Below are 22,760 nucleotides of genomic sequence, written 5' to 3'. Positions count from 1 at the left end.
TGTATCCCGTTATACCTGAGATGAGATGCCTTTTCTTGCGATAGGTCATAACTGTCGTTTAACCATGACAGAAAACAATATTAGATGGCAATTGCTCAAAATGTACCGATGTAAGGCTGCTTACCGTTGACAGGGAGGCAATAACCCGTTATTCCTAAGCGCCTAACTCCTATGTGCGCGTTAAATGCGCCATTTGAGCCAGAAGAGGCGCGTCGCCCAGGAAGTGTATCGGAGGAGCCGAAATCCAACGAGGGTACATCAGGGGGTGCGACGCCGAGGTCTAAAGCTTACGGCAAGCTGCGGATCGACCACAGGGGCTGAATCCTCTGGGTTGTCACCGAGATATACCCGTAACAAGGGTATTGGCAAGGTGGGGCGCTTCTGGGTGTATCGTAGCATTTCTACGTCTGCCCCCTCTCCCGCTCTCCCTCTTGTGCCAATTCTTATGGAATTAAGTGGATGTTGAAGGTCCAACGTCCGTGACACGAGGTTTACCATGAATTACGCAGTATCCCGCAACGCGAATCCCCAGCCCTTGGGCAACACCGTTGTCGCCAAATTCGGCGGCACCAGCGTAGCGGATTACGACGCCATGAATCGCAGCGCCGATGTGGTTCTCTCCAACCCAAATGTCCGTCTGGTCGTACTATCAGCCTCGGCGGGGATCACTAACCTGTTGGTTGAACTCGCGCAGGGTAAAGACGCCGAACGCCGGGTATTTCTGCTGGATGAAATTCGCCGGATTCAGTCCGCCATCATCGATCGCCTGAATAAACCTGACGTGATCCGCGAAGAGATTGGCCGCATGCTGGAAAACATTAGCATGCTGTCAGAAGCGACAAGCCTTGCGACCTCGACGGCACTGACCGATGAACTGGTTAGCCACGGCGAACTGATGTCCACCCTGCTGTTTGTGGAAATTCTGCGTGAGCGCAATGTCGCCGCAGAATGGTTCGACGTGCGTAAAGTCATGCGTACCAATGAGCATTTCGGCAAAGCCGAGCCGGATACCGACGCCCTGTCTGAGCTGGCGTTGCAACAACTGCAACCGCGCATTCAGGAAGCCTTAGTGGTAACTCAGGGCTTTATCGGTGCGGAAGCCAAAGGCCGCACCACCACGCTGGGCCGCGGCGGCAGCGACTACACGGCAGCCCTGTTGGGTGAGGCTCTGAGCGTAGCTCGCGTGGATATCTGGACAGACGTGCCGGGCATCTACACCACTGACCCCCGCGTGGTTCCGGCGGCTAAACGCATTGATCGCATTACTTTCGAAGAAGCCGCTGAAATGGCGACCTTCGGCGCGAAAGTCTTACACCCGGCAACGCTGCTTCCAGCGGTGCGTCGCGGTATTCCGGTATTTGTTGGTTCGAGCAAAGACCCGGCTGCGGGCGGCACATTGGTGTGTAACACCACGGTGAATCCGCCGCTGTTCCGCGCGCTGGCCCTGCGCCGCAAACAGACGCTGGTCACTCTGCACAGCCTGAGCATGCTGCATTCACACGGTTTCCTCGCCGAAGTGTTTGGCATTCTGGCGCGCCACAATGTGTCGGTCGACCTGATCACCACCTCCGAAGTCAGCGTGGCCTTAACGCTGGACACCACGGGTTCAACCTCTTCCGGTGCCAGCCTGCTGACCACCTCGCTACTGACCGAGTTGTCTTCACTGTGTCGCGTGGAAGTGGAAGAAAACCTGGCGCTGATTGCCCTGATTGGCAATAAATTGTCTCAGGCAAGCGGCGTTGGCAAAGAGGTGTTTGGGGTGCTCGATCCGTTCAACATCCGCATGATTTGCTACGGCGCAAGCAGCTACAACCTGTGCTTCCTGGTGCCGGGCAACGACGCCGACCAAGTCATTACTACTCTACACCGCAACCTATTCGAATAATCTTCGGCGCGGTGTGCTGATCAGCCGGGCCCTGCGCCCGGCTTTTTTATGCACATCGTTCTGTGCTACAACCAAAACGCTATGGCAAATTTTGACCCACAACATCACATAACTAGAAAACAAGGATCCTCCACATGTTAGCCAAAATAACTCGCCTGTTCCCGCTGTGGGCAGTGCTGCTGTCCGTCGCTGCCTACTACTCTCCCAGCACTTTTACGCCCATCGGGCCGCACGTCACCACCCTCCTGATGCTGATTATGTTTGCTATGGGCGTAACGCTGGAATTCGGCGACTTTAAGCGCGTGCTGTCTCGCCCGGCGCCGGTGGCCGCCGCGACTTTCCTGCACTATCTGATCATGCCTCTGGCGGCGTGGGTTCTGGCGAAGCTGTTCCATATGCCCGCAGACCTGTCGGCAGGAATGATTTTGGTGGGAAGCGTGGCCTCGGGCACCGCGTCCAACGTGATGATTTATCTGGCGAAAGGTGATGTCGCGCTGTCAGTGACCATTTCCGCCGTCTCGACGCTGATTGGCGTGTTTGCCACCCCGCTGCTCACCCGCCTGTATGTCGATACCCATATCAAAGTGGACGTGGTCGGCATGTTGCTGAGCATCTTGCAGATTGTAGTTATCCCTATTTTCGCCGGTTTAGTTATTCATCACCTGTTTACCAAAACCGTCAAACGCATCGAACCGCTGCTGCCGGTCTTCTCGATGGTGTGCATCGTCGCCATCATCAGCGCCGTGGTGGCGGGCAGTCAGGGCTTTATCGGCTCGGTCGGTCTGGTGGTTATCGTGGCGGTTATCCTGCATAACGCCATCGGCCTGTTGAGCGGCTACTGGGGCGGCAAGCTGTTTGGCTTTGACGAAACCACCTGCCGCACGCTGGCGATGGAAGTCGGCATGCAGAACTCAGGCCTGGCCGCCACGCTGGGTAAAATCTACTTCACCCCGCTGGCCGCCTTGCCGGGCGCACTGTTCTCGGTTTGGCACAATCTGTCGGGTTCCCTGCTGGCGGGCTACTGGTCCGGAAAACCGGTGGATGACGCGAAGCGCACTCACAAAGTGAGCAAGTAAGAGCGAGCAGCCCGCCGCTAATAGTCAGGCGGGCTGCTGGTCAGTATGAAAAGCTATTCAAAAACTAACGTACAAAGCTCCGGTAACTCCTCCACTAAACAATTGTCCGTACCGCCGCGATCTATGGTCAGGAAGTCAGTCACGGTTTGATAAGCAAACAGCGGGTGATGCCAAACCCCCCGGCGATAGTTCACCCCCTCCGAGCCATTGGTAATAAAGGCTTTCAGCGTTTCGAGCCGCACATGTTCCCCCGCCTCCGCAACAATCACCACAAAAGGTTCCCCCTTCAGCGGCATAAAGGCCTGACTGCCCAGCGGGTGCTTCTCCAGCACGGAAATCTGGATCGGCAGCGGCGCGGGCTGAGAGCGATTAATACTCATCAGTACCGGCTTGCCGTCAATAATTTCAATATCAATCAGGTCGTGATATCGCTCGGTCTGGCCATCATTGATGTGGAAGAAATCATTTCCCTCCACTTTGATAACCTCACCGTAGGGCGAAAACGCTTCGCTTGTGAGCCTGCTGACTTTTAGTTCCATACATTTCCTTTTGCGAGAGGGGGTCCATCCATCGGGACTTTCCACGGGCCAAAACCTGCGCTTCACCGCGCGTGAGTGTGCTTAAACATATTATTGGAAATATTTTCCATAACAGCGATCATTCGCACATTTATTGCGCAATAGGATAAAAAGCAGCTTAAGGTTTGAGAGGAAATGCAGGGGGAAGCGGGAAGAAAGCCACGCGAAAGCTAAGCTTCGCGCGGCTTGAAGAGGCTTATTTCATTAGGGTTACGGCGTCATCGGAGTCGCGCTCATCGTCTTCCTGCGCGTCTTTGTCCAGCACGTTATAGGCCACGGCGCAGAACAGCGAGTTAAGACGCTTCATGTCGCCTAACAGGCCCAAGTGGAGCGAGCTGGTTTCGATGCTCTGCACATTATGCTGATGCAGACGGTCAACGTGCGCGTGGGCGTAGCGGCGGTCCAGCAGGCGGAAGCGATGCTTGGAACGGCGCAGGCGGCGGGCGCTGGTCAAATCATTCGACAGGAACACCGACAGGCTCAGCCGCAGGTTATCCACTAGCTTCTCGTGCAGGGAATCCAGTTCGGTCAGCCCTTCCGGCGAGAAGGCCCGGCGCGCCGCATGGGATTTCGCCGCAATGTCCGCCGTCATGCGCTCAATGATGTCGCCAGCCTGTTCGAGGTTCATCGCCATTTCGATGATTTCCGCCCAGCGGCGCGAGTCATCTTCGCCCAAATCCTCTTTGTGGATCTGCGCCAGATAGAGCTTGATGGCGGTGTAAAGCACATCCACGTCATCATCCAAACGGCGCACTTCGCGGTCTTGCGCCAGTTTGCCGTGCATCACTTCATGGTTGAGGATCAGCATATGCTCCACCACGTCGCCCATGCGCAGCGTCTCGCGGGCGGCATTGGCCAGCGCCAGTGCCGGAGTATCCAGCGCGCTGACATCCAAGTGACGCGGGCGCAGGCGCGGATCTTCTTCCGGCGCGTCGGCTATCATCAGTTCGCACACCCGAGCCATTGGGCCAGAAAGCGGCACCATCGCCAGGCAGCGGATCAGGTTGTAGAACATGTGGAAATAGATAACCAACTCTTCGTCCGGAATGCCTAAACGCGCCAGTTGCCCCGAGAGCGGGCCGATAAAAGGCAGCACAATGACGCAGCCAATCAGCTTGAACAGCACGCTGCCGAGCGCCACGCGGCGGCCAGCGGCATTCTGTTTGCTGGCGTTGATCATCGCCAGCAAGCCACTGCCGAGGTTGGCACCAATCACCAGACAGAGCGCGACTTTCAGCGAAATCACCCCGGTCGCCGCCAGCGTGGCTGTCAGCAGCACCGCCGCCAAACTGGAGTAACTGACAATGGCAAAAACTGCGCCGGTCAGGGCATCAAGGATCACATCGCCGGTCAACGACGAGAACAGCACTTTGACGCCCGACGCCTGGGTGATCGGCGTCGCGGCCGAGACAATCAGCTCCAGCGCCAGCAGGATCAGCCCAAGGCCAATCCCCACGCGGCCCATCTGCCCGGCGCGGGTCTGTTTACGGCTGAGGAAGAAGGAGACGCCGACAAAAATCAGCAGCGGCGAGAGCCACGACAGGTCAAAGGTCAGTACGCGCGCCATCAGCGCAGTGCCGACGTCCGCGCCGAGTATAATCACCAGCGCAGGGGAAAGGGCCACCAGCCCCTGTGAAACGAAGGAGGTCACCAGCAATGCCGTGGCATTACTGCTCTGTACCAGCGCGGTAACACCAATCCCCGCCACAAAGGCCAGAGGTTTTTTCTCCACGCTATTGCTGAGAACTCGCCGCAGATTGGCACCAAAAACGCGCATGATGCCAGTACGCACAATGTGCGTACCCCAAACTAAAAGTGAAACAGCAGACAACAAATGCAGAAGAGTTAACACTAAAGAACAGCTCCGTTAACGCCAGGCAAAAACAGGCCATCCTGCCTGCCGGGCGTGTTGGTGCAGGATAGCGTCCGGATTCACCACATTCGGATGACCCACCCTGGTAAGCAGCGGCAAGTCATTATGTGAGTCCGAGTAAAAACTGGCATGTTGCAGCTGGGCAGCATCCTGATTAATCAGCGCCATCAGCCGCGTCACCTTACCTTCGCGGTAGGTCATCACGCCTTGCGTCGTGCCGGTGAAAATCCCATTTTCGATGCCGACACCAATCGCCAATGTTTCGTCAACGCCAAGGAAGCGGGCTATTGGCGCAACTAAATGTTCGCCCGAGGCGGAAATCACCACCGTGCGATCACCGTTCGCACGGTGACGGGCCAAACATTCGCGAGCATCATTGTATACGCGTGGAGCAATCACTTCATGAATATAACGTTGTACCATCTGCGCAACATCTTGCTGGGTGCGACCTTGCAGTGGCTCAAGGGTACAATTCATGTACTCCTGCATATCCATCTGACCCACGGCGTATTGCTGCATCAGGTAGGCGTCGCGTTGCAGGAATGCCTGCTCATTTTCCACCCATCCCTGCTGCACCATAAAGGCTGACCACAGGCTGGAACAGTCGCCGCTAATCAGGGTTTCATCGAGATCAAACAGCGCCAGACTCATGCAACTTCCCGTAACGTAACAAGATCTAACTGTAGACCAATTTCAATGCCATCGGCGAGGAGAGAGGCCACAGAACGGTTCAACACATCCACGGAAAGCTCGACATTGTTCGCCAAAACGCGATAACGCACCACGCTTCCCAATAGGCTATGATTCAAAATTCGGGCTGAAATGCCCTGTTCAGGTGCACATAATACAATCGATTCAGGGCGAATTGCCACCTGACCGCCATACTGCTGGCCGGTCAGCGCCTGCGCCTGTTGCGCAGTCAGTAAGTTATAACTGCCGATAAACCCGGCGGCAAAGGCATTCACCGGCTCGGTATATAGGGTTTCAGCATCGGCGTTTTGCACAATCTGACCTTTGTTCATCAGCACGATTCGGTCGGACATGGTCAGGGCTTCTTCCTGATCGTGGGTGACGAAAATGGCCGTCAGGTTCAATTCGCGCTGAATGCGGCGGATCTGCTCGCGCAGGTGTTTGCGAATACGGGCATCCAGCGCGGAGAGAGGTTCGTCGAGCAGCAGCAGGCGCGGCTGCGTCACCAAAGAGCGCGCCAACGCCACGCGCTGGCACTGGCCGCCCGACAGCTGGTGCGGGTAACGCTTGGCGTAATCGTTCATTTCCACCAGTGCCAGCACGTCACCCACCCGGCGATGAATTTCATTGGCAGACAATTTCTGCATCTTGAGGCCAAAAGCCACGTTGCCTTCGACAGTCATATTTGGGAACAGCGCGTAGCTCTGGAAAACCATGCCGATGCCGCGCTCTTGCGGGCTGAGGGGCACAATGTCCTGTCCCTGCAAAATAATCTGCCCGCTGTCTACCGAGGTCAGCCCCGCGAGGCAGCGCAGCAGCGTGGATTTCCCGCAGCCGCTCGGCCCCAGTAAGGTGACGAATTCGCCCTCTTTCGCACTGAAATCAATGTCGTTGAAAATCTGCGTCTGGCCGTAATGCTTATTGAGTTTAGTGACCTGTAAATATGACATTTTCAGCTCTTTTCCTTGTTCAGCACGTTAGCAATCCAGGTGAAAATCAGGACTACCACGAAATAGGAGATAACCAATGCGCTGGTGAAGTGGCCGCTGCCATTGCGCATGTTGAAAAGATAAACCTGTAGCGTTTCGTAGCGGCTTCCGGCCAACAGGTTGGCGAAGACGAACTCGCCGATTAAGAAGGAGAACGACAGCAGCACGGCGATCATGCCGCCTTTGCGCAGGTTGGGCAGAATAACCAGCAGCGCGGCTTTCCAGGTGCTGGCGCCCAGCAGGTGCGCGGCGTCCATCAGGTCACGCAGGTTTATCGCCTGCATATTGTTAGATATCGCCCGATAGATGAACGGCAAGGCGATGGTGAAGTAGCAGCCAATCAGGATCCACGGCGTGCCGGTCATGGCAAAAGGCCCGGACGAATAGAGCGACATTAGCCCAACCGAGGAGACTACCGGCGGCACCGCAAACGGCAGCAGAATCAAGATGTTCATTAGCGTGTCGAGCTTAGGGAAATAGTAAGCAATTACAAACATCAGCGGCAAGATGAGCACCAGCGATAGCAGCAGCGTGCCAAAACAGATCAGCAGCGAATGCCCTAGCGCTATCAGGAAACGCGGATCGCTCCACAGCGCCACCATCCATTTCAAGGTGAAACCGCTCGGTAAGATGGTCGCGCCCCACTCGCTGACTAAGGCATAAATCAGCGTCGCGGCCAGCGGCAACAGCAGGAGCACCATCAAAATCCAAACAATCAGGCGGTGGTAAGCCCCTTCAATGCGAGACATGGCACCCCTCCCGGCAATCAACCCTATTTTTAGCGCACATTCAGATAGCTCCTGCGCAATAACCATTGATGAATCAGCGTGATAAACACCATCAGCACCACCAGCAACATCGCCAGAGCACTGCCCATATTCGGGTCGAGAGAGATATCACCTGACACCAGCGCGGCAATTCGCACCGGCACCACGTTAAAGTTACCGTTGGTCAGCGCGTACACCGTCGCATAGGCTCCCAGCGCGTTGGCCAGCAGAATGACGAAAGTGCCCATCAGCGCCGGGAACATCACCTGCAAGCCGATATGTCGCCAGTAGCGCCAGCGGCCCGCGCCGAGCAGCGCGGCGGACTCGCGCCAATCTTCACGCAGCGCGTCAAAGGCCGGGTAGAGCAGCAGAACGCCGAGCGGGATTTGGAAATAGGTATAAAGAACAATCAGGCCGTCGCGCGAATAGAGATTGAAGCTCTCCATCAGACCGTATTTCTTCAGCAGCAAAGTCAGGCAGCCGTTCAGACCCAGCAAAATGACAAAGGCAAAGGCTAGCGGCACGCCGGCAAAGTTGCTGGTCATATTGGTAAACGACATGACAAAGTCATGCAGCTTGGTGCGGCCTAGCTGGCGAAGTGAGTAACTGCTCACCAACGCAATCAACAAACCGAACACGCTGGACCAGATTGAGATATCCAGCGAGAAGCGCATGGCCTGCAAGTAGAAAGGCGAGGTCAGGATATCGGAGTAGTTGCCAAACCCCCACGCCTCGTAGGTGTCGCTGTAAAAACTGCTGACCGCCACCCAAACCAGCGGGGCCAGCTGAAACGCGATAAAAAACACGGCAAACGGCAACATGAATAACGCAGCTATCCACTTGGCTTTCATCGGCACTCCTCAAGCAGTGACGGGTTTAAGCCAACAAGTCCGCGCAATGCGGTTTGTCGTGGGCAATATTCAATAGCTGGCACACCGTTCCACAGAGTTCAGTTTGCAGCGGCGCGGCATCCTGCAAACTAAAGGCTGAGCCGAAGACAAACAGCGGCACCTGACGCTCTTCCGGCAAGATACCGCCGTGGCTGCGGTCGTCATTCATGCCGTGGTCGGCGGTGACAATCACCTGATACCCGGCGGCCAACCAGTCCCCCAAGAAGCGGGAGAGAATGCCGTCAGCGTTGCGCGCCTTGTTGCGATACTGCGGCGTGGAGAGGCCAAACTTGTGGCCCGCGTCGTCGATATTCATCGGGTGAATTAGCAGGAAATCAGGATCATAGCGGCGGCGCAGGCTTTCTGCATCGTCGAAAAGATGGGAGTCTGGATAAGCATCGTCATAATAAAAATGCCCGTGCTGGATAGTCAGTTTTTCGTCACTGGTGTGGCGGTCACGCGGTGGGTCAAACGGCGTCTGGTTATACAGCTCGCTCACCCAGTGGTAGGCCGCCGCCGCGGTGGTTAAACCGGCGTCACGGGCATAATGGAAAATACTGCGCTGTGTCGAAAGTCTATCAACATGATTGTGCACGATGCCGCTCTCAACCGGCGTCATGCCGGTGAGAATGCACTCGTACAAAGGCCGTGACAATGAAGGTAATTCGCATTCCAGTTGATACAAGCGGCCGCGTCCAGCAGCGCACTGTGCCTGTAAATATCCCATTGCATCGCGAGCGACCTGATAATTCAGACCGTCAAGTACCACCAGAATGCTTTTCATTGAATCGTTGCCTTGTTGCTGATGTTTTAAAAAGTTAACCGTTTGAAGTGATGAGTTTTTATTATTGCTGCATGTTGATCATCACGTTCTCTTGCCACAGGCGCGGCAGAGTTTTCGCGCTCTTATCCCAAGCTTCTGGATCAGCAATTGGGTGAGCATTTTTGTATTCGCTGGCAGGTAACAGTTTGGCCTTCACGTCGTCTGGCAGAGTAATTTTGTCTGCACGGATTGGACGCGCATAACCGCGAGCCAGGTTGATTTGGCCAGCATCAGAGAAGATGTATTCGCGCGCCAATTTTGCGGCGTTCGGGTGTTTAGCGAATTTGTTGATGATGGTGGTGTAGCCGGAAGTGATGGTGCCGTCAGAGGGGATCAGCACGTCGAAGCGCGTTTTGTCGATCTGGTCGCGGTAGTTCAGGCCGTTGAAGTCCCACACAATGCCAACCTGCACTTCGCCTTTTTCCAATGACGCGATGCTCGGGTCGCTCAGGCCCAGACGGCCCGCTTTGGCCAATTTGCCGAAGAATTCCAGACCCGGTTTGAGGTTTTTCTCGTTGCCGCCCATGGCGTAAGTCGCTGCCAGGACGCCGTTGGCTGCCTGAGCGGCGGTACCGACGTCACCGATAGTCACTTTGTAGTTGCCTTTCAGCAGGTCAGCCCAGCTGTGCGGCTCATCTTTCACCTGCGACTTATCGATAATAAAAGCGATGGTGCCAGTGTAAGCGAGTGCCCACATACCATCTTTGTCTTTCGCCCACGCCGGAACATCATTCCAGGTTGTCGGTTTGTATGGCTGAGTCACGCCCTTTTGCACTGCAATCGGGCCGAATGCGGCACCCACGTCGCCGATGTCCGCGCTGGCGTTATCTTTTTCAGCAGCGAATTTCGCGATTTCTTGTGCCGAGCTCATATCGGTATCGCTATGCTTCAACCCATATTGGCTGCTCAACGCGGCCCACGTGTCTTTCCAGTTTGCCCAAGAGTCAGGCATCCCGACGCTGTTGACAGTCCCTTCGGCCTGCGCGGCTTTAAGCAGTTCTGCTGGAGGCTCAGCGGCAAAGGCCGATGAAGTGGAAAGAACCAAGGCGCTGGTTAACACTGAAGCGAACAACTGTTTCATAACGGATGCTCCGGATGGTAGTGTGTGAGTGCTGGTCTAGTCCAGCAAGAACCAAGCCAATCTAACGATCAATTGTGATAATTATATTACAGTGCGAAAAACCAGCATTTTTAGGGCGCAGGCTGTTATCGAGCGCACATTAATTCAGCACGAATTCGCCGTGCTGGTGCAAAAACGCACTTAAATGAGGCCTGTTGCAATGAGTGAATCGCTTACCACCGTGGCTGCGATCTGTCTGAGACTGAGTGAAAACATCGCATCTGGCCTATTTGCGGCGGAGGGGCGCCTGCCTTCGGAACGCCAGCTTAGTGAACAATTTGCAACGACCCGCATCACCCTGCGTGAAGCATTGAGCCAGCTTGAAGGTCAGGGTTTGATCTACCGTCAGGTACGGCGGGGTTGGTTTGTTTCTCCGCCGCGGATTGTTTATAACCCGCTACAGCGCAGCCACTTCCACGCCATGGCAAGAGAACAAGGGCGCAGTGCAAAAACAGAAGTGATTGATGCTAAAGAGTTAATTGCCAGTGACGCGGTATGTTCAAAGCTGTCGTTACCGACGAAAAGCCCGGTGTATTGCATTCGCCGCCTGCGCTACATTGATGGTCGCCCGGTGCTGTATGTCGAGCACTACCTCAATCCGAAGTATTTCCCGCAGATTTTAAATGTCGACTTAACCCAGTCGCTGACTGACCTTTATGCATCAAAGTATGGGATGAGCTATGGGCGAGTGCGATTCGATATGCTCCCCACTCGCCTGCCAGAAGATGCTTCTTCGGCCTTAAAAGTCGCCCCCGGTAGCCCAGCGCTGTTTATCACCCGAACCAACCGCGATCAGCACGACCGGGTGATTGACTGTGACTTGGAGTATTGGCGGTATGACGCATTACATATTGATGTGGAAGTGAATTGATGTGGCAACGAAATCCGCCCCAGTGGCTTACACCAGTAAGTGACCAGGACGGATTTCGGCAGCTAACGCAGAGTCAGTTCGAAGGATAACGGGTAAAGGTTAACTAGTCGGCGTCGTAGCCAAGGTTTGGTGCCAGCCAACGCTCGACTTCGGCAATCGGCATATTTTTGCGTGCCGCGTAGTCTTCCACCTGATCGCGCTGTATCTGGGCCACGGCGAAATACTTACTTTCAGGGTGGCTGAAGTACCAGCCTGATACCGCCGCTCCAGGCCACATGGCGAAGGATTCGGTCAGCCGCATGCCGGTGTTAGTTTCCACGTCCAGCAGTTTCCAGATCTCACCTTTCTCGGTGTGCTCAGGGCAAGCCGGATAGCCCGGCGCAGGGCGAATACCTTGGTAGTTTTCACGGATCAGCTCTTCGTTGCTCAGGCTCTCGCTCGGCGCGAACCCCCAATAGACTGTACGTACGCGCTCATGCAGATATTCGGCAAAGGCCTCCGCCAGACGGTCTGCCAGAGCTTTGACCATAATTTTGTTGTAGTCGTCGTGCTGGTTGTCATAGGCCTCGGCCAAGGCATCTTCTTCCAGCCCGCCGGTCACCGCAAAGGCGCCCATATAGTCTTTTTTGCCACTGGATTTCGGTGCCACAAAGTCGGCTAAACAGTAGTTAGCAAAATCGGTTTTCTCCGTTTGCTGACGCAGATGGTGGCTGACCACCAGCACCTCTTGGCGGCGCTCATCGCTATAAATTTCAATATCATCGCCTACGCGGTTAGCCGGGAACAGCCCCACCACGCCACGCGGATTCAGTAACTTCTCGTTCGAGAGCTTATCGAGCAGGTCATTGGCGTCTTTGAATAAGCGTTTGGCTTCTTCGCCCACCACTTCATCTTCCAGAATGCGCGGATATTTACCCGCCAGCGCCCAGGTCATAAAGAAAGGCGTCCAGTCGATGTAGTTTCTCAATGTCTCTATGCTGGCTTCCACCTTCTGCACGCCAAGGCGATGGGCCACCGGTGGGGTATAACTTTCCCAATCGATCACAGTGGCGTTGTCGCGCGCGGTTTCAAGACTGACTGGCGGCGTACGCGGCTTTTTGCGGCCGTGCTGAATACGCACGGTTTCGTATTCTTTACGAGTACGGGCAACAAAATCATCGCGCTGGGTGCTTGAAAGCAGCGCTGAGACTACCCCCACCGTGCGCGAGGCATTCTGTACATAAGTCGTCGGGCCGCTGTAGTTCTGCTCAATTTTCACGGCGGTATGGGCTTTCGAGGTCGTTGCACCGCCAATCAGCAGAGGAATGGTGAAGCCACGGCGCTCCATCTCTTTGGCAACGTTAACCATTTCATCCAGCGATGGGGTGATTAGCCCTGACAGCCCGATGATATCGACATTCTCTTCAATCGCCGTTTTGAGGATTTTATCGGTCGGCACCATCACGCCCAAGTCGATGATTTCATAGTTATTACACTGTAAAACCACGCCGACGATATTTTTACCAATGTCATGGACATCGCCCTTCACCGTCGCCAGCAGGATTTTTCCGTTGGTCTGGCCCTTCTCTTTGCTGGCCTCAATATAAGGCTCGAGATAGGCCACCGCCTGTTTCATGACACGGGCAGATTTCACCACTTGTGGCAGGAACATTTTGCCTTCGCCAAACAGGTCCCCGACCACGTTCATGCCGTCCATCAGCGGCCCTTCAATCACCTCTATTGGGCGAGCCGACAGCTGTCGCGCCTCTTCGGTATCGACTTCGATAAATTCTGTAATTCCTTTAACCAGCGAATATTCCAGACGTTTACGCACTTCCCAGCTGCGCCACTCAGCCTGCTGTTTATTGGCTTCGCCATCGTCTTTATTGCCACGATATTTTTCTGCCAGATCCAACAAGCGTTCAGTGCCGTCATCACGACGGTTAAGGATCACATCTTCGACGGCATCGCGTAATTCGGTGGAGAGATCATCGTAGATCGCCAGCTGGCCGGCGTTGACGATCCCCATGTCCATGCCGTTGCGGATGGCGTGATACAGGAATACGGCGTGGATCGCTTCACGCACAGGCTCATTGCCACGAAATGAGAAGGAGACGTTAGACACGCCGCCGGAGATCATCGCGTGAGGCAGCTGTTCTTTGATGTCCGCGCAGGCCTCAATGAAGTCCACGGCGTAGTTGTTATGCTCTTCAATACCCGTCGCCACAGCGAAGATATTCGGGTCGAAAATAATGTCTTCCGGCGGGAAACCCACCTCTTCGGTCAACAGTTTATAGGCGCGGCGACAGATCTCGATTTTGCGCGCGCGAGTATCAGCCTGCCCCACTTCGTCAAATGCCATCACCACCATCGCGGCACCATAGCGGCGCACTTTACGCGCATGATTCAGGAAGGCTTCTTCGCCCTCTTTCATCGAAATGGAGTTCACGATGCCTTTGCCCTGAATACACTTCAGCCCCTTTTCGATGACGTCCCACTTGGATGAGTCAATCATGATAGGCACGCGGGCAATGTCAGGCTCACCGGCAATCAGATTCAGAAAACGCACCATGGCGGCTTCGGCATCCAACATGCCTTCGTCCATATTGATATCAATGATCTGCGCGCCGCTTTCCACCTGCTGGAGAGCCACTTCCAGGGCTTCATTATATTTTTCTTCTTTAATAAGACGTTTAAAACGCGCCGAGCCGGTAACGTTAGTCCTCTCCCCGACGTTCACAAACAGGGTTTGAGCATCAATGGTTAACGGCTCCAGCCCAGCCAGACGGCAAGCCACCGGGATCTCCGGCAGTTGGCGTGGCGGCACGCCTTCAACCACTTTAGCTATCGCCGCAATGTGCTCAGGGGTGGTGCCACAGCAACCGCCGACGATATTCAAGAAGCCAGAGCGCGCCCATTCGCCAATATGCTCCGCCATCTCTTTTGCGCCAAGATCGTATTCACCAAAAGCATTTGGCAAACCGGCGTTGGGGTGAGCTGTGACATAACATTCTGAAATCCGGGACAGCTCGGCCACGTATTGGCGCAACTCGTCAGGGCCAAGGGCGCAGTTCAGGCCAAAGGTTAGCGGTTTAACGTGGCGCAGAGAGTTATAGAAAGCTTCGGTGGTTTGCCCGGAGAGCGTGCGCCCCGAGGCATCGGTGATGGTGCCTGAGATCATAACTGGAAGAATGACGCCCATCGCTTCGAACTCCGTTTCCACGGCGAAGGTAGCGGCTTTGGCATTCAAGGTATCGAACACGGTTTCAATCATGATCAGATCCGCACCGCCTTCGATCAGGGCGCGAGTCGACTCTCGGTAGGCAGCCACCAGCTGATCAAAGGTGACATTGCGGAATGCCGGATCGTTAACATCAGGTGAAATTGACGCAGTGCGGTTAGTCGGGCCAAGCACGCCCGCGACGTAACGCGGCTTTTCAGGAGTGCGTGCCGTCCATTCATCGGCACAAATCCTCGCCAGGCGGGCGGCCTCGTAGTTAATTTCGGCTGAAAGTGACTCCATATGGTAGTCAGCCATGGCGATGGTGGTTGAGTTGAAGGTGTTGGTTTCGAGAATGTCAGCGCCAGCCTCAAGATAGGCATAATGAATAGCGGTGATCACCTCTGGTTTGGTCAGCACCAGAAGATCGTTATTCCCTTTGAGATCGCTTTCCCAATTGGCAAAACGCTCGCCGCGATAATCCGCTTCTTCCAGACGATAACTTTGGATCATCGTCCCCATGCCGCCGTCCAATACCATAATGCGCTGCGCTAACTGGTTGCGTAGTGCCTCAACTTGATTTGTCACTTTCACCTCAATCACCTGTCGTTCACCACCGGCCAAACCCTTAGCAATCGCCGGAAACCATGAAAAGCATCCTAGCATACCTTCCAAGGGCCAAAGCTCAGGACTTGGTGAGACTTTTTCAATTTAGGAATGCATCTCGCAGGGCGAATGCAACACATCGGATGAGCGGAAATGCAGGTTGCGATCCATACTGTAAAAACGAAAATGAATTCCAAAATAACTTTTATTCCTCGCTAATTAGCGCATCTTACAAGGAAAAGGCCCATGGCAACGCCAGTGACCACCTCGGCCAAACGAGTGAAAAAAACCAAAGCCGCTGCCGCCTCGGGCAGCGCCGCCACCGGACAAGTGCAGTCATTAACCCGTGGCCTAAAATTATTAGAATATATCGCGGAAGCTCAGGGCAGCGTGGCGCTCACAGATTTAGCCCAGCAGGCCGGTCTGCCGAACTCCACCACCCACCGGTTGCTAACCACCATGCAACAACAGGGCTTTGTTCGTCAGGTGGGTGATTTAGGGCTGTGGACTATCGGCTCCCACGCGTTTGTGGTCGGCAGCAGCTTCCTGCAAAGCCGTAATTTGCTGGCAATGGTGCATCCAATGCTGCGTCGATTAATGGAGGAATCGGGCGAGACGGTCAATCTGGCCGTGCTGGATCACAGCGACTATCAGGCGATTATTATCGATCAGGTGCAGTGCAACGCGCTGATGAGAATGTCGGCGCCTATCGGTGGCAAACTGCCGATGCACGCCTCGGGAGCGGGGAAAGCTTTCCTCTCCACCTTGCCTGAAGACAGGCTGGTGAAGCTGCTGCATAAAATCGGACTGCACAGCTATACGCCGCTGACTCGCACCTCTCCTGCCAACTTAAAACAGGAGTTGGCGGACACCCGTAAACGAGGCTATGCCTTTGATGATGAAGAACATGCGCTGGGGCTGCGTTGTGTGGCGACCTGCATTTACGACGAGCATAACGACGCCTATGCGGCTATTTCGATTTCAGGGCCGGTATCGCGTATTACTGATGACCGCGTGACGGAGCTGGGCGCGCTGGTGATTCACGCAGCCAAAGAGATCACTCAGGCTTATGGCGGCGGGAAGCATTAATTCTTATCGGGCTATGGCAGGGAAGTGATAGCCGGCATCTCAGCCAAGGCTTTTTCATCTCGGCGTTGACTAAAGCGTTGTTGGCGGCGATAGGCGTAGACGTCGTCAACTTCGCCAGCAAGGATGCGTTGCTGCACTTTCTGCCAATACTCCACGTCAAAAAGGTCGCCATGTAACATCTCAAACAGCGGCTTTATTCTTTTGTCGCTGCACAGGAAATGGCGGAATTCTTCGGGAAACACGTCTTGCGGCGAGGTGCTGTACCAAGGTTCACTGGCTAGCTCATCTTCGGGGTAGCGCGCGGCGGGAATGGCGCGGAAATTAACGTCCGTCATGTAACAGATTTCATCGTAATCATAAAACACTACCCGACCGTGCCGGGTGACGCCGAAGTTTTTAAACAGCATATCGCCAGGGAAGATATTCGCCGCGGCCAGCTGCTTAATGGCGTTGCCATACTCTTCAATTACATCGTGCAATTGCGGGTCAGTGGCAGTTTCGAGGTAGATATTCAGCGGCGTCATGCGCCGTTCAATATACAAATGGCGTATCAGAATGCTGTCGCCAAGATCCTCGATTTTGCTCGGCACCTCGCGCAATAGCTCATCCATCAGTTCAGGACTGATATCTTTCTTGGCTAAGGCGAAATGCTCAAACTCCTGCGTATCCGCCATACGCCCGACGCGATCATGCTCTTTGACCAATTGATAACAGGCTTTCACCTGCGCCTCGGTCACCTCTTTTTGCGGAGCAAAATTATCTTTAATCACTTTGAAAACGCGGTCACTGTCCGCCAAAGTGAAGACCAGCATCACCATGCCTTTGACGCCCGGCGCGATAATAAACGGCTGCTGAGTATTTGCCATGAAGCGCAAATGTTCGCGATAGCATTCGGTTTTGGCATGCTTCTGACAGCCGATGGCGCTATACAGCTCGGCGGTGGTTTTGCCGGGTAAAATTTCACGCAGCCATTCCACCAGCGCAGCGGGCTGAGGGGCATACACCATGAAATAGGAGCGGGCGAACCCAAAGACTATACTGGCATCGTCATTTTTGGTCAGGCAGGTATCAACAAAGAGTTGGCCATTCAGACTTCGGTGAATCGGCAGTAGAAAAGGTAGAGTCTGGCCGGCTATGTGCATTTTGCCAATCAGCCATGCGGCTTTATTGCGATAGAACAGCTCAGTGGCGACATCGATAACAACCGTAGAGAATGTCTGTTGAGAATAGGTTTTCTGCAAACTTGCCAAGATATAATCGACATCCCGCTCTCTCTCTTCCCATTCCAAACGCAAGGGTAAGTCAGCCAGTATCGACAGCAGCATCTGGCGAACATGGCTTTGCGACTCATAGCGGCGAAACAGCGGGCGAGTACCATTACGCAGGTGAGCATCAGGCTGCTCAGTGAACACAAACAGCCTTTCTTCGGTTAAATCGCGGTGTTTGAAAATCCGGCAATAAACTGAATTAAAGAAGCTCTCCGCGATCTCAGCGCGGGGGTATTCCGGTAAGAGCTGGCTATAAAACTGCTTTACGGTTTTCAGGAAAGAGGCATCGTAGAAATGAGCGCCGGTGATGCATTTAAGCTGAGCCACCACCAGCCCAACGTGATGGTCATAGAGATGAATACGCTGCTTCATTGCCGCCTGTACGGCTTTCCAATCAGCCTGTTCAAATCGCTGCTGGGCGCCAGCAGTCACCTCAAGAAATCGGCCATATTGAGCATCAAAACCCTGCAATATCGTCTGTGCTATCAGCAACTCTATCCGCATAATCTGCTCCCCTGCCGCCATACGTCAGCAGGCCCGGACAAGCCGGGCCGATAAAATCAGGTACCGAACTGTTGTTCTTCGGTCGAGCCGGTGAGCGCCGTGACTGACGAGCGGCCGCCCTGAATGATGGTGGTCACCTTGTCGAAATAGCCGGTGCCAACCTCTTGCTGGTGGGAGGCAAAGGTGTAACCGCGATTCACAGCAGCAAATTCTGGCTCCTGAACTTTTTCCACATAGTGTTTCATGCCCTCTCCCTGCGCGTAGGCATGGGCTAAATCGAACATGTTGAACCACATGCTGTGGATGCCCGCCAGCGTGATGAACTGGTACTGGTAGCCCATATCAGCAAGCCGCTGCTGGAAGCTGGCGATGGTTTTGTCATCCAGATTCTTCTTCCAGTTGAAAGAAGGCGAGCAGTTGTAGGCCAATAACTTGCCGGGGAAACGAGCGTGGATAGCATCGGCAAAACGCTGGGCCAGCTCCAAATCTGGGGTGGAAGTCTCACACCAAACAATGTCGGCATAAGGCGCATAGGCCAAACCACGGCTGATGGCCTGCTCAATCCCCGCGTGGGTGCGGTAGAAGCCTTCAGGCGTGCGTTCACCAGTGATAAATTCGCTGTCGTAAGGGTCGCAATCTGAGGTTAATAAGTCAGCCGCGTCCGCGTCGGTTCGCGCAACCAGCAGCGTAGGTACGCCGAGGACATCGGCCGCTAAACGGGCGGAAACCAGTTTCTGCACGGCTTCTTGAGTCGGCACCAAGACTTTTCCGCCCATGTGGCCGCATTTCTTCACCGCAGCAAGTTGGTCTTCAAAGTGAACGGCCGCCGCACCCGCCTCAATCATCGCTTTCATCAGCTCAAACGCGTTGAGCACGCCGCCAAAACCGGCCTCAGCATCGGCAACAATAGGTAAGAAGTAATCGGTGTAGCCCGCCTGCCCTGGCTCAATATTATTCGCCCACTGGATTTGATCAGCCCGGCGGAAAGTATTGTTAATGCGATTCACCACTTCAGGGACAGAGTTCACCGGATAGAGCGACTGGTCCGGGTACATGCTCGACGCGGTATTGGCGTCAGCCGCGACCTGCCAACCGGAAAGATAAATCGCTTCCAGACCGGCTTTCGCTTGTTGCAATGCCTGCCCGCCGGTCAATGCCCCAAGGCAATTGACATAGCCTTTACGAGACTCGCCGTGCAATAAACCCCACAGGCGTTTCGCGCCATTTTGCGCCAGCGTGCACTCTGGATTCACCGAACCACGCAGGCTTATCACTTCAGCAGTACTGTACGGGCGGGTGATCCCCTCCCAACGCGGTTGTGACCAATTTTCTTCAAGCTGCTGAATTTGCTGAGTACGTGAGTTTTTCATGGCAAGTTTCCTGTTCTTTGTTTTATGGGTTTGTAGGGGATAAGTGCGTTAAGCCAGCAGGGCATAGCCCGGCAAGGTGAGGAAGTCGACCAGCTCTTCTTGAGTGGTGATGCGCTCCATCAGCGCCGCCGCCTCGCTAAATCGACCGGCGCTGAAACGCTGCTCACCTAACTCTTGCTGGATGACCTGCATTTCTTCGCAAAGCATTTTGCGGAACAGCGCCTTGGTCACTGGCTGCCCGTCACTCAAGGTTTTGCCATGGTGTATCCACTGCCAAATGGAGGTGCGGGAGATCTCGGCAGTCGCGGCATCTTCCATCAGCCCGTAAATCGGCACGCAGCCGTTGCCCGAGATCCAAGCTTCAATGTATTGCACGGCAACGCGAATATTGGCGCGCATCCCCTCTTCGGTTCGCTCCCCCGCGCAAGGCTCTAACAGCTCGCTGGCGGAGATCGGGGCATCTTGGTCACGGGAAATATCCAGCTGGTTTTTGCGTTCGCCCAGTGCCCGGTCAAAAATAGCCATGACCGTGTCGGCCAGGCCCGGATGAGCAATCCAGGTGCCGTCATGACCATTTTTGGCTTCTAACTCTTTGTCACTCTTCACTTTATTCAGCACCCACTCGTTGCGTTGGGTATCTTTGCTTGGAATGAAGGCGGCCATGCCCCCCATAGCAAAGGCACCGCGACGATGACAAGTTTTGATCAACAGCCGTGAATAGGCGCTGAGGAATGGCTGAGTCATGGTGACAGCCTGACGATCGGGCAAAACGCGATCCGGATAATTTTTCAATGTTTTGATATAGCTAAAGATATAGTCCCAGCGCCCGCAGTTAAGCCCCACAATATGACTGCGCAAGTGGTAGAGGATTTCATCCATTTGGAAGACCGCGGGCAGTGTCTCAATCAGCACGGTCGCCTTAATGGTTCCGCGCGGCAAGTCGACGTAATCTTCCGCAAAACTAAAGATGTCGCTCCACCAAGCAGCTTCTTGATAAGACTGGGTTTTAGGCAGGTAAAAGTACGGGCCGCTGCCTTTAGCCTGCAATGCGCGATAGTTATGGAAAAAGTACATGGCGAAATCAAACAAGCCACCGGGGATTGGCTCTCCTTCCCAATGAATGTGTTTTTCTGGCAGATGCAACCCGCGTACGCGGCATACTAATACCGCCGGATCGGGTTTTAACTGATAAATCTTTCCTGCTTCATTGGTGTAGCTGATGGTCCCGTTGACGGCATCGCGCAAATTGATCTGACCTTCGATCACTTTATTCCAGTCAGGAGCTAACGAATCCTCAAAGTCTGCCATGAAGACTTTTACATTAGCATTCAGGGCGTTAATGACCATTTTCCGTTCAACTGGCCCGGTGATCTCCACTCTTCTATCCTGCAAATCAACGGGAATACCTTTAATCTGCCAAATACCTTCACGAATGGAATTTGTTTCCGAAATGAAATCCGGAAGCTGGCCCTGATCGATTTTGCGCTGCTGCTCAATCCGACTCTGCAAAAGATGGTGACGGGAGGCGCTAAAGCGCGTCACCAGCTCTGTCAGAAAATCGATCGCTTCGTCTGTCAGGATTAATGCGTCGTTACTGCTTAAATTACGGGTAAATTGCAAAGGGGCATGAGTTATCTGCTGATTCATTGGCATTCTCCTGACTTATCTCTTCTCTTTCAGCCAGGAATAGTAAGGTCCGGCCGGTTAATTTCAGAGGATCTAGGGCTCGGACATCAGGATCATTTGACCTCAACAATCTCAACCGAAACGCAGCCTCAGTAAGATCTAAGCGTAATCACGAAATCCATAAAATCAAAAACGATTTCCATTTTATTTTTGTTTTTATTTTTTATTTCTTTTAATCATTAGGTTACGAGAGAAAATATTTTCTCTAAAAAGGAATTAACTTTCACAAAAAAGGAGGATTGGAATTTAATATGGAGATAGCTGGAAGAGGAGTGAAGACTAATAATTGAGGCGAGCAAGACGCTCGCCTATGAAAGCCTATGACTATTCGAGGGTAGGATTCATCTGGCGAAGATCAAACGGAGTGATCTGGTAAACGTAATAATTTAGCCAGTTGGTGAATAACAGATGTCCATGGCTGCGCCAGGTCGCCTTTGGCGATAAAGCAGGATTATCCTGCGGGAAGTAGTTAAATGGCATATCAGGAGACAAACCTGCATCTCTGTCTCGCAGGTATTCACCGGCTAACGTGCCCGCATCGTATTCAGGGTGGCCAGTCACAAAAGCCATACGCTTATCTTTGGTCGCAAAGAGATAAGCACCGGCCTCTTCGGATTCGGCTAGGATATCGAGATCGGTGTATTGGCGCAGCTCGTGCGTTGGGAAGTCCGCATAGCGAGAATGCGGCGCTAAAAAGCTCTCATCAAACCCGCGCGTGAGTAAAGCCAGCGGCTGTAAGGTTTGATGATGATAAACGCCAGATAATTTGGTTTCACGCGTCATTTTCGGCGTGCCATAGAGCACATTCAAAGCGGCCTGCACCGCCCAGCACACGAACAGCGTGGAGGTCACATGTTCTTTCGCCCAGTGAACCACTCGTTCAATCTGTGGCCAATAGGCAACATCGCAAAAATCCACCAATCCAAGTGGTGCTCCAGTGACAATCAAACCATCGTAATTCTCGTGCTGAATATCCTCAAAATCGCAGTAGAAATTATTCAGATGCTCAGCAGGCGTGTTTTTGGACTCGCGGCTATCAATGCGCAGAAGCTGAACGTCAATTTGTAGGGGTGAGTTAGAAAGGAGGCGCAAAAATTGATTTTCAGTCTCAATTTTCTTCGGCATTAGGTTCAAGATCAAAACCTTAAGCGGTCGAATCTCCTGAGTTTTTGCACGAGATGAGGTCATAACAAAGACGTTCTCATTTCGTAAAAAATTCACTGCTGGTAACTCATCAGGAACCCGAATTGGCATAGCAACTTCCTCACTGCATCCGTATATACGTTTAGACTTCTAGATGCCCGACAATAGCGGTTTTCACTATTAAAGTCGAGTGAGGTATGTTCAAGGTGAGAAATCTTCAGCTTTAAGTAATATGTTTAGCTAATTTTGTTCTATTGGGATGAGAGGACAGGGAGACTTGCCGTTATTGGGGGGAACTCAAAAGAAAAAGCCTCTTGTCCTACTTTCTTATCC

Annotated in this window: 17 protein-coding genes and 1 riboswitch; of the genes, 4 read left to right on the top strand and 13 right to left on the bottom strand. The window is 53.7% G+C overall.

Going from position 1 to position 22,760, the window contains the following annotated elements; translation table 11 throughout:
- Positions 1-194: 194 nt before the first annotated feature.
- A riboswitch (Lysine riboswitch) is annotated at positions 195-389 on the top strand.
- A gap of 107 nt (positions 390-496) precedes the next feature.
- Positions 497-1,885, top strand: a complete 1,389-nt coding sequence (gene lysC, locus ACT3RT_RS16190) for a lysine-sensitive aspartokinase 3 (RefSeq protein WP_353503524.1) — start codon at positions 497-499, stop codon at positions 1,883-1,885.
- 134 nt (positions 1,886-2,019) lie between these two features.
- Complete coding sequence (gene panS / locus ACT3RT_RS16185; protein ID WP_353503525.1) at positions 2,020-2,961, top strand: ketopantoate/pantoate/pantothenate transporter PanS; 942 nt, start codon at positions 2,020-2,022, stop codon at positions 2,959-2,961.
- A gap of 53 nt (positions 2,962-3,014) precedes the next feature.
- Here the strand turns inward: panS and ACT3RT_RS16180 are convergent, their stop codons facing one another.
- The 8 genes from ACT3RT_RS16180 to ACT3RT_RS16145 form a co-directional block, all read right to left on the bottom strand.
- Positions 3,015-3,500: an ureidoglycolate lyase gene (locus ACT3RT_RS16180; RefSeq protein ID WP_353503526.1), complete on the bottom strand. Its 486-nt coding sequence runs from the start codon at positions 3,498-3,500 to the stop codon at positions 3,015-3,017.
- Between the two features lie 235 nt (positions 3,501-3,735).
- The gene (locus ACT3RT_RS16175) at positions 3,736-5,391 is read right to left on the bottom strand and encodes a Na/Pi cotransporter family protein (RefSeq protein ID WP_353503527.1); all 1,656 of its coding nucleotides are present in this window, start codon (positions 5,389-5,391) and stop codon (positions 3,736-3,738) included.
- 15 nt (positions 5,392-5,406) lie between these two features.
- Positions 5,407-6,063, bottom strand: a complete 657-nt coding sequence (locus ACT3RT_RS16170) for an HAD family hydrolase (RefSeq protein WP_353503528.1) — start codon at positions 6,061-6,063, stop codon at positions 5,407-5,409.
- Positions 6,060-7,052, bottom strand: coding sequence for an ABC transporter ATP-binding protein (locus ACT3RT_RS16165; RefSeq protein WP_353503529.1), 993 nt, complete (start codon positions 7,050-7,052; stop codon positions 6,060-6,062). Before ACT3RT_RS16165 ends, ACT3RT_RS16170 begins: the two co-directional genes overlap by 4 nt.
- 2 nt (positions 7,053-7,054) lie before the next feature.
- On the bottom strand, positions 7,055-7,840 hold the full coding sequence (locus ACT3RT_RS16160) for an ABC transporter permease (RefSeq protein WP_353503530.1): 786 nt from the start codon (positions 7,838-7,840) through the stop codon (positions 7,055-7,057).
- A 29-nt stretch (positions 7,841-7,869) separates the two neighbouring features.
- The gene (locus ACT3RT_RS16155) at positions 7,870-8,709 is read right to left on the bottom strand and encodes an ABC transporter permease (protein ID WP_496203328.1); all 840 of its coding nucleotides are present in this window, start codon (positions 8,707-8,709) and stop codon (positions 7,870-7,872) included.
- Between the two features lie 25 nt (positions 8,710-8,734).
- Positions 8,735-9,532 carry an alkaline phosphatase family protein gene (locus ACT3RT_RS16150; protein ID WP_353503531.1) on the bottom strand — a complete coding sequence of 266 codons (798 nt, stop codon included), beginning with the start codon at positions 9,530-9,532 and terminating at the stop codon, positions 8,735-8,737.
- Between the two features lie 61 nt (positions 9,533-9,593).
- Complete coding sequence (locus ACT3RT_RS16145; protein ID WP_396131239.1) at positions 9,594-10,652, bottom strand: ABC transporter substrate-binding protein; 1,059 nt, start codon at positions 10,650-10,652, stop codon at positions 9,594-9,596.
- A gap of 199 nt (positions 10,653-10,851) precedes the next feature.
- On the opposite strand from ACT3RT_RS16145, the gene ACT3RT_RS16140 reads away from it, so the two are divergent.
- Positions 10,852-11,562 (top strand): UTRA domain-containing protein, encoded by a 711-nt coding sequence (locus ACT3RT_RS16140; protein ID WP_486033578.1) that lies wholly within the window; start codon positions 10,852-10,854, stop codon positions 11,560-11,562.
- Positions 11,563-11,665: 103 nt separating this feature from the next.
- Here ACT3RT_RS16140 and metH read toward each other — a convergent pair whose 3' ends face one another.
- Complete coding sequence (gene metH, locus ACT3RT_RS16135; RefSeq protein ID WP_496203415.1) at positions 11,666-15,349, bottom strand: methionine synthase; 3,684 nt, start codon at positions 15,347-15,349, stop codon at positions 11,666-11,668.
- A gap of 264 nt (positions 15,350-15,613) precedes the next feature.
- Here metH and iclR point away from each other — a divergent pair, with 264 nt between their 5' ends.
- The gene (iclR, locus tag ACT3RT_RS16130) at positions 15,614-16,456 is read left to right on the top strand and encodes a glyoxylate bypass operon transcriptional repressor IclR (protein ID WP_496203327.1); all 843 of its coding nucleotides are present in this window, start codon (positions 15,614-15,616) and stop codon (positions 16,454-16,456) included.
- Between the two features lie 11 nt (positions 16,457-16,467).
- Here iclR and aceK read toward each other — a convergent pair whose 3' ends face one another.
- The 4 genes from aceK to metA all read right to left on the bottom strand — a co-directional run bounded on the left by aceK (position 16,468) and on the right by metA (position 22,538).
- Positions 16,468-18,228 carry a bifunctional isocitrate dehydrogenase kinase/phosphatase gene (gene aceK / locus ACT3RT_RS16125; protein ID WP_496203326.1) on the bottom strand — a complete coding sequence of 587 codons (1,761 nt, stop codon included), beginning with the start codon at positions 18,226-18,228 and terminating at the stop codon, positions 16,468-16,470.
- A 56-nt stretch (positions 18,229-18,284) separates the two neighbouring features.
- Positions 18,285-19,598, bottom strand: coding sequence for an isocitrate lyase (gene aceA, locus ACT3RT_RS16120; RefSeq protein ID WP_353503536.1), 1,314 nt, complete (start codon positions 19,596-19,598; stop codon positions 18,285-18,287).
- Between the two features lie 48 nt (positions 19,599-19,646).
- Positions 19,647-21,245, bottom strand: coding sequence for a malate synthase A (gene aceB, locus ACT3RT_RS16115; RefSeq protein WP_496203325.1), 1,599 nt, complete (start codon positions 21,243-21,245; stop codon positions 19,647-19,649).
- Between the two features lie 363 nt (positions 21,246-21,608).
- A complete protein-coding gene (gene metA / locus ACT3RT_RS16110) occupies positions 21,609-22,538 on the bottom strand; it encodes a homoserine O-acetyltransferase MetA (protein ID WP_353503538.1) in 930 nt (309 codons plus the stop codon).
- Between the last annotated feature and the right edge of the window lie 222 nt (positions 22,539-22,760).

The organism is Ewingella sp. AOP9-I1-14, from assembly GCF_052375995.1.
Taxonomy (GTDB): Bacteria; Pseudomonadota; Gammaproteobacteria; order Enterobacterales; family Enterobacteriaceae; genus Ewingella; species Ewingella allii.
This window is presented reverse-complemented; position numbering and strand designations above follow the sequence as displayed.

Excerpts from the sequence above, each read along its gene's own strand:
- ACT3RT_RS16170 (WP_353503528.1), bottom strand. The coding sequence starts at position 6,063 with ATGAGTCTGGCGCTGTTTGATCTCGATGAAACCCTGATTAGCGGCGAC.
- ACT3RT_RS16140 (WP_486033578.1), top strand. The coding sequence starts at position 10,852 with ATGAGTGAATCGCTTACCACCGTGGCTGCGATCTGTCTGAGACTGAGT.
- ACT3RT_RS16180 (WP_353503526.1), bottom strand. The coding sequence starts at position 3,500 with ATGGAACTAAAAGTCAGCAGGCTCACAAGCGAAGCGTTTTCGCCCTAC.
- aceA (WP_353503536.1), bottom strand. The coding sequence starts at position 19,598 with ATGAAAAACTCACGTACTCAGCAAATTCAGCAGCTTGAAGAAAATTGG.
- lysC (WP_353503524.1), top strand. The coding sequence starts at position 497 with ATGAATTACGCAGTATCCCGCAACGCGAATCCCCAGCCCTTGGGCAAC.
- ACT3RT_RS16145 (WP_396131239.1), bottom strand. The coding sequence starts at position 10,652 with ATGAAACAGTTGTTCGCTTCAGTGTTAACCAGCGCCTTGGTTCTTTCC.
- ACT3RT_RS16165 (WP_353503529.1), bottom strand. The coding sequence starts at position 7,052 with ATGTCATATTTACAGGTCACTAAACTCAATAAGCATTACGGCCAGACG.
- ACT3RT_RS16155 (WP_496203328.1), bottom strand. The coding sequence starts at position 8,709 with ATGAAAGCCAAGTGGATAGCTGCGTTATTCATGTTGCCGTTTGCCGTG.
- iclR (WP_496203327.1), top strand. The coding sequence starts at position 15,614 with ATGGCAACGCCAGTGACCACCTCGGCCAAACGAGTGAAAAAAACCAAA.
- aceB (WP_496203325.1), bottom strand. The coding sequence starts at position 21,245 with ATGAATCAGCAGATAACTCATGCCCCTTTGCAATTTACCCGTAATTTA.
- aceK (WP_496203326.1), bottom strand. The coding sequence starts at position 18,228 with ATGCGGATAGAGTTGCTGATAGCACAGACGATATTGCAGGGTTTTGAT.
- panS (WP_353503525.1), top strand. The coding sequence starts at position 2,020 with ATGTTAGCCAAAATAACTCGCCTGTTCCCGCTGTGGGCAGTGCTGCTG.
- ACT3RT_RS16160 (WP_353503530.1), bottom strand. The coding sequence starts at position 7,840 with ATGTCTCGCATTGAAGGGGCTTACCACCGCCTGATTGTTTGGATTTTG.
- metA (WP_353503538.1), bottom strand. The coding sequence starts at position 22,538 with ATGCCAATTCGGGTTCCTGATGAGTTACCAGCAGTGAATTTTTTACGA.
- ACT3RT_RS16150 (WP_353503531.1), bottom strand. The coding sequence starts at position 9,532 with ATGAAAAGCATTCTGGTGGTACTTGACGGTCTGAATTATCAGGTCGCT.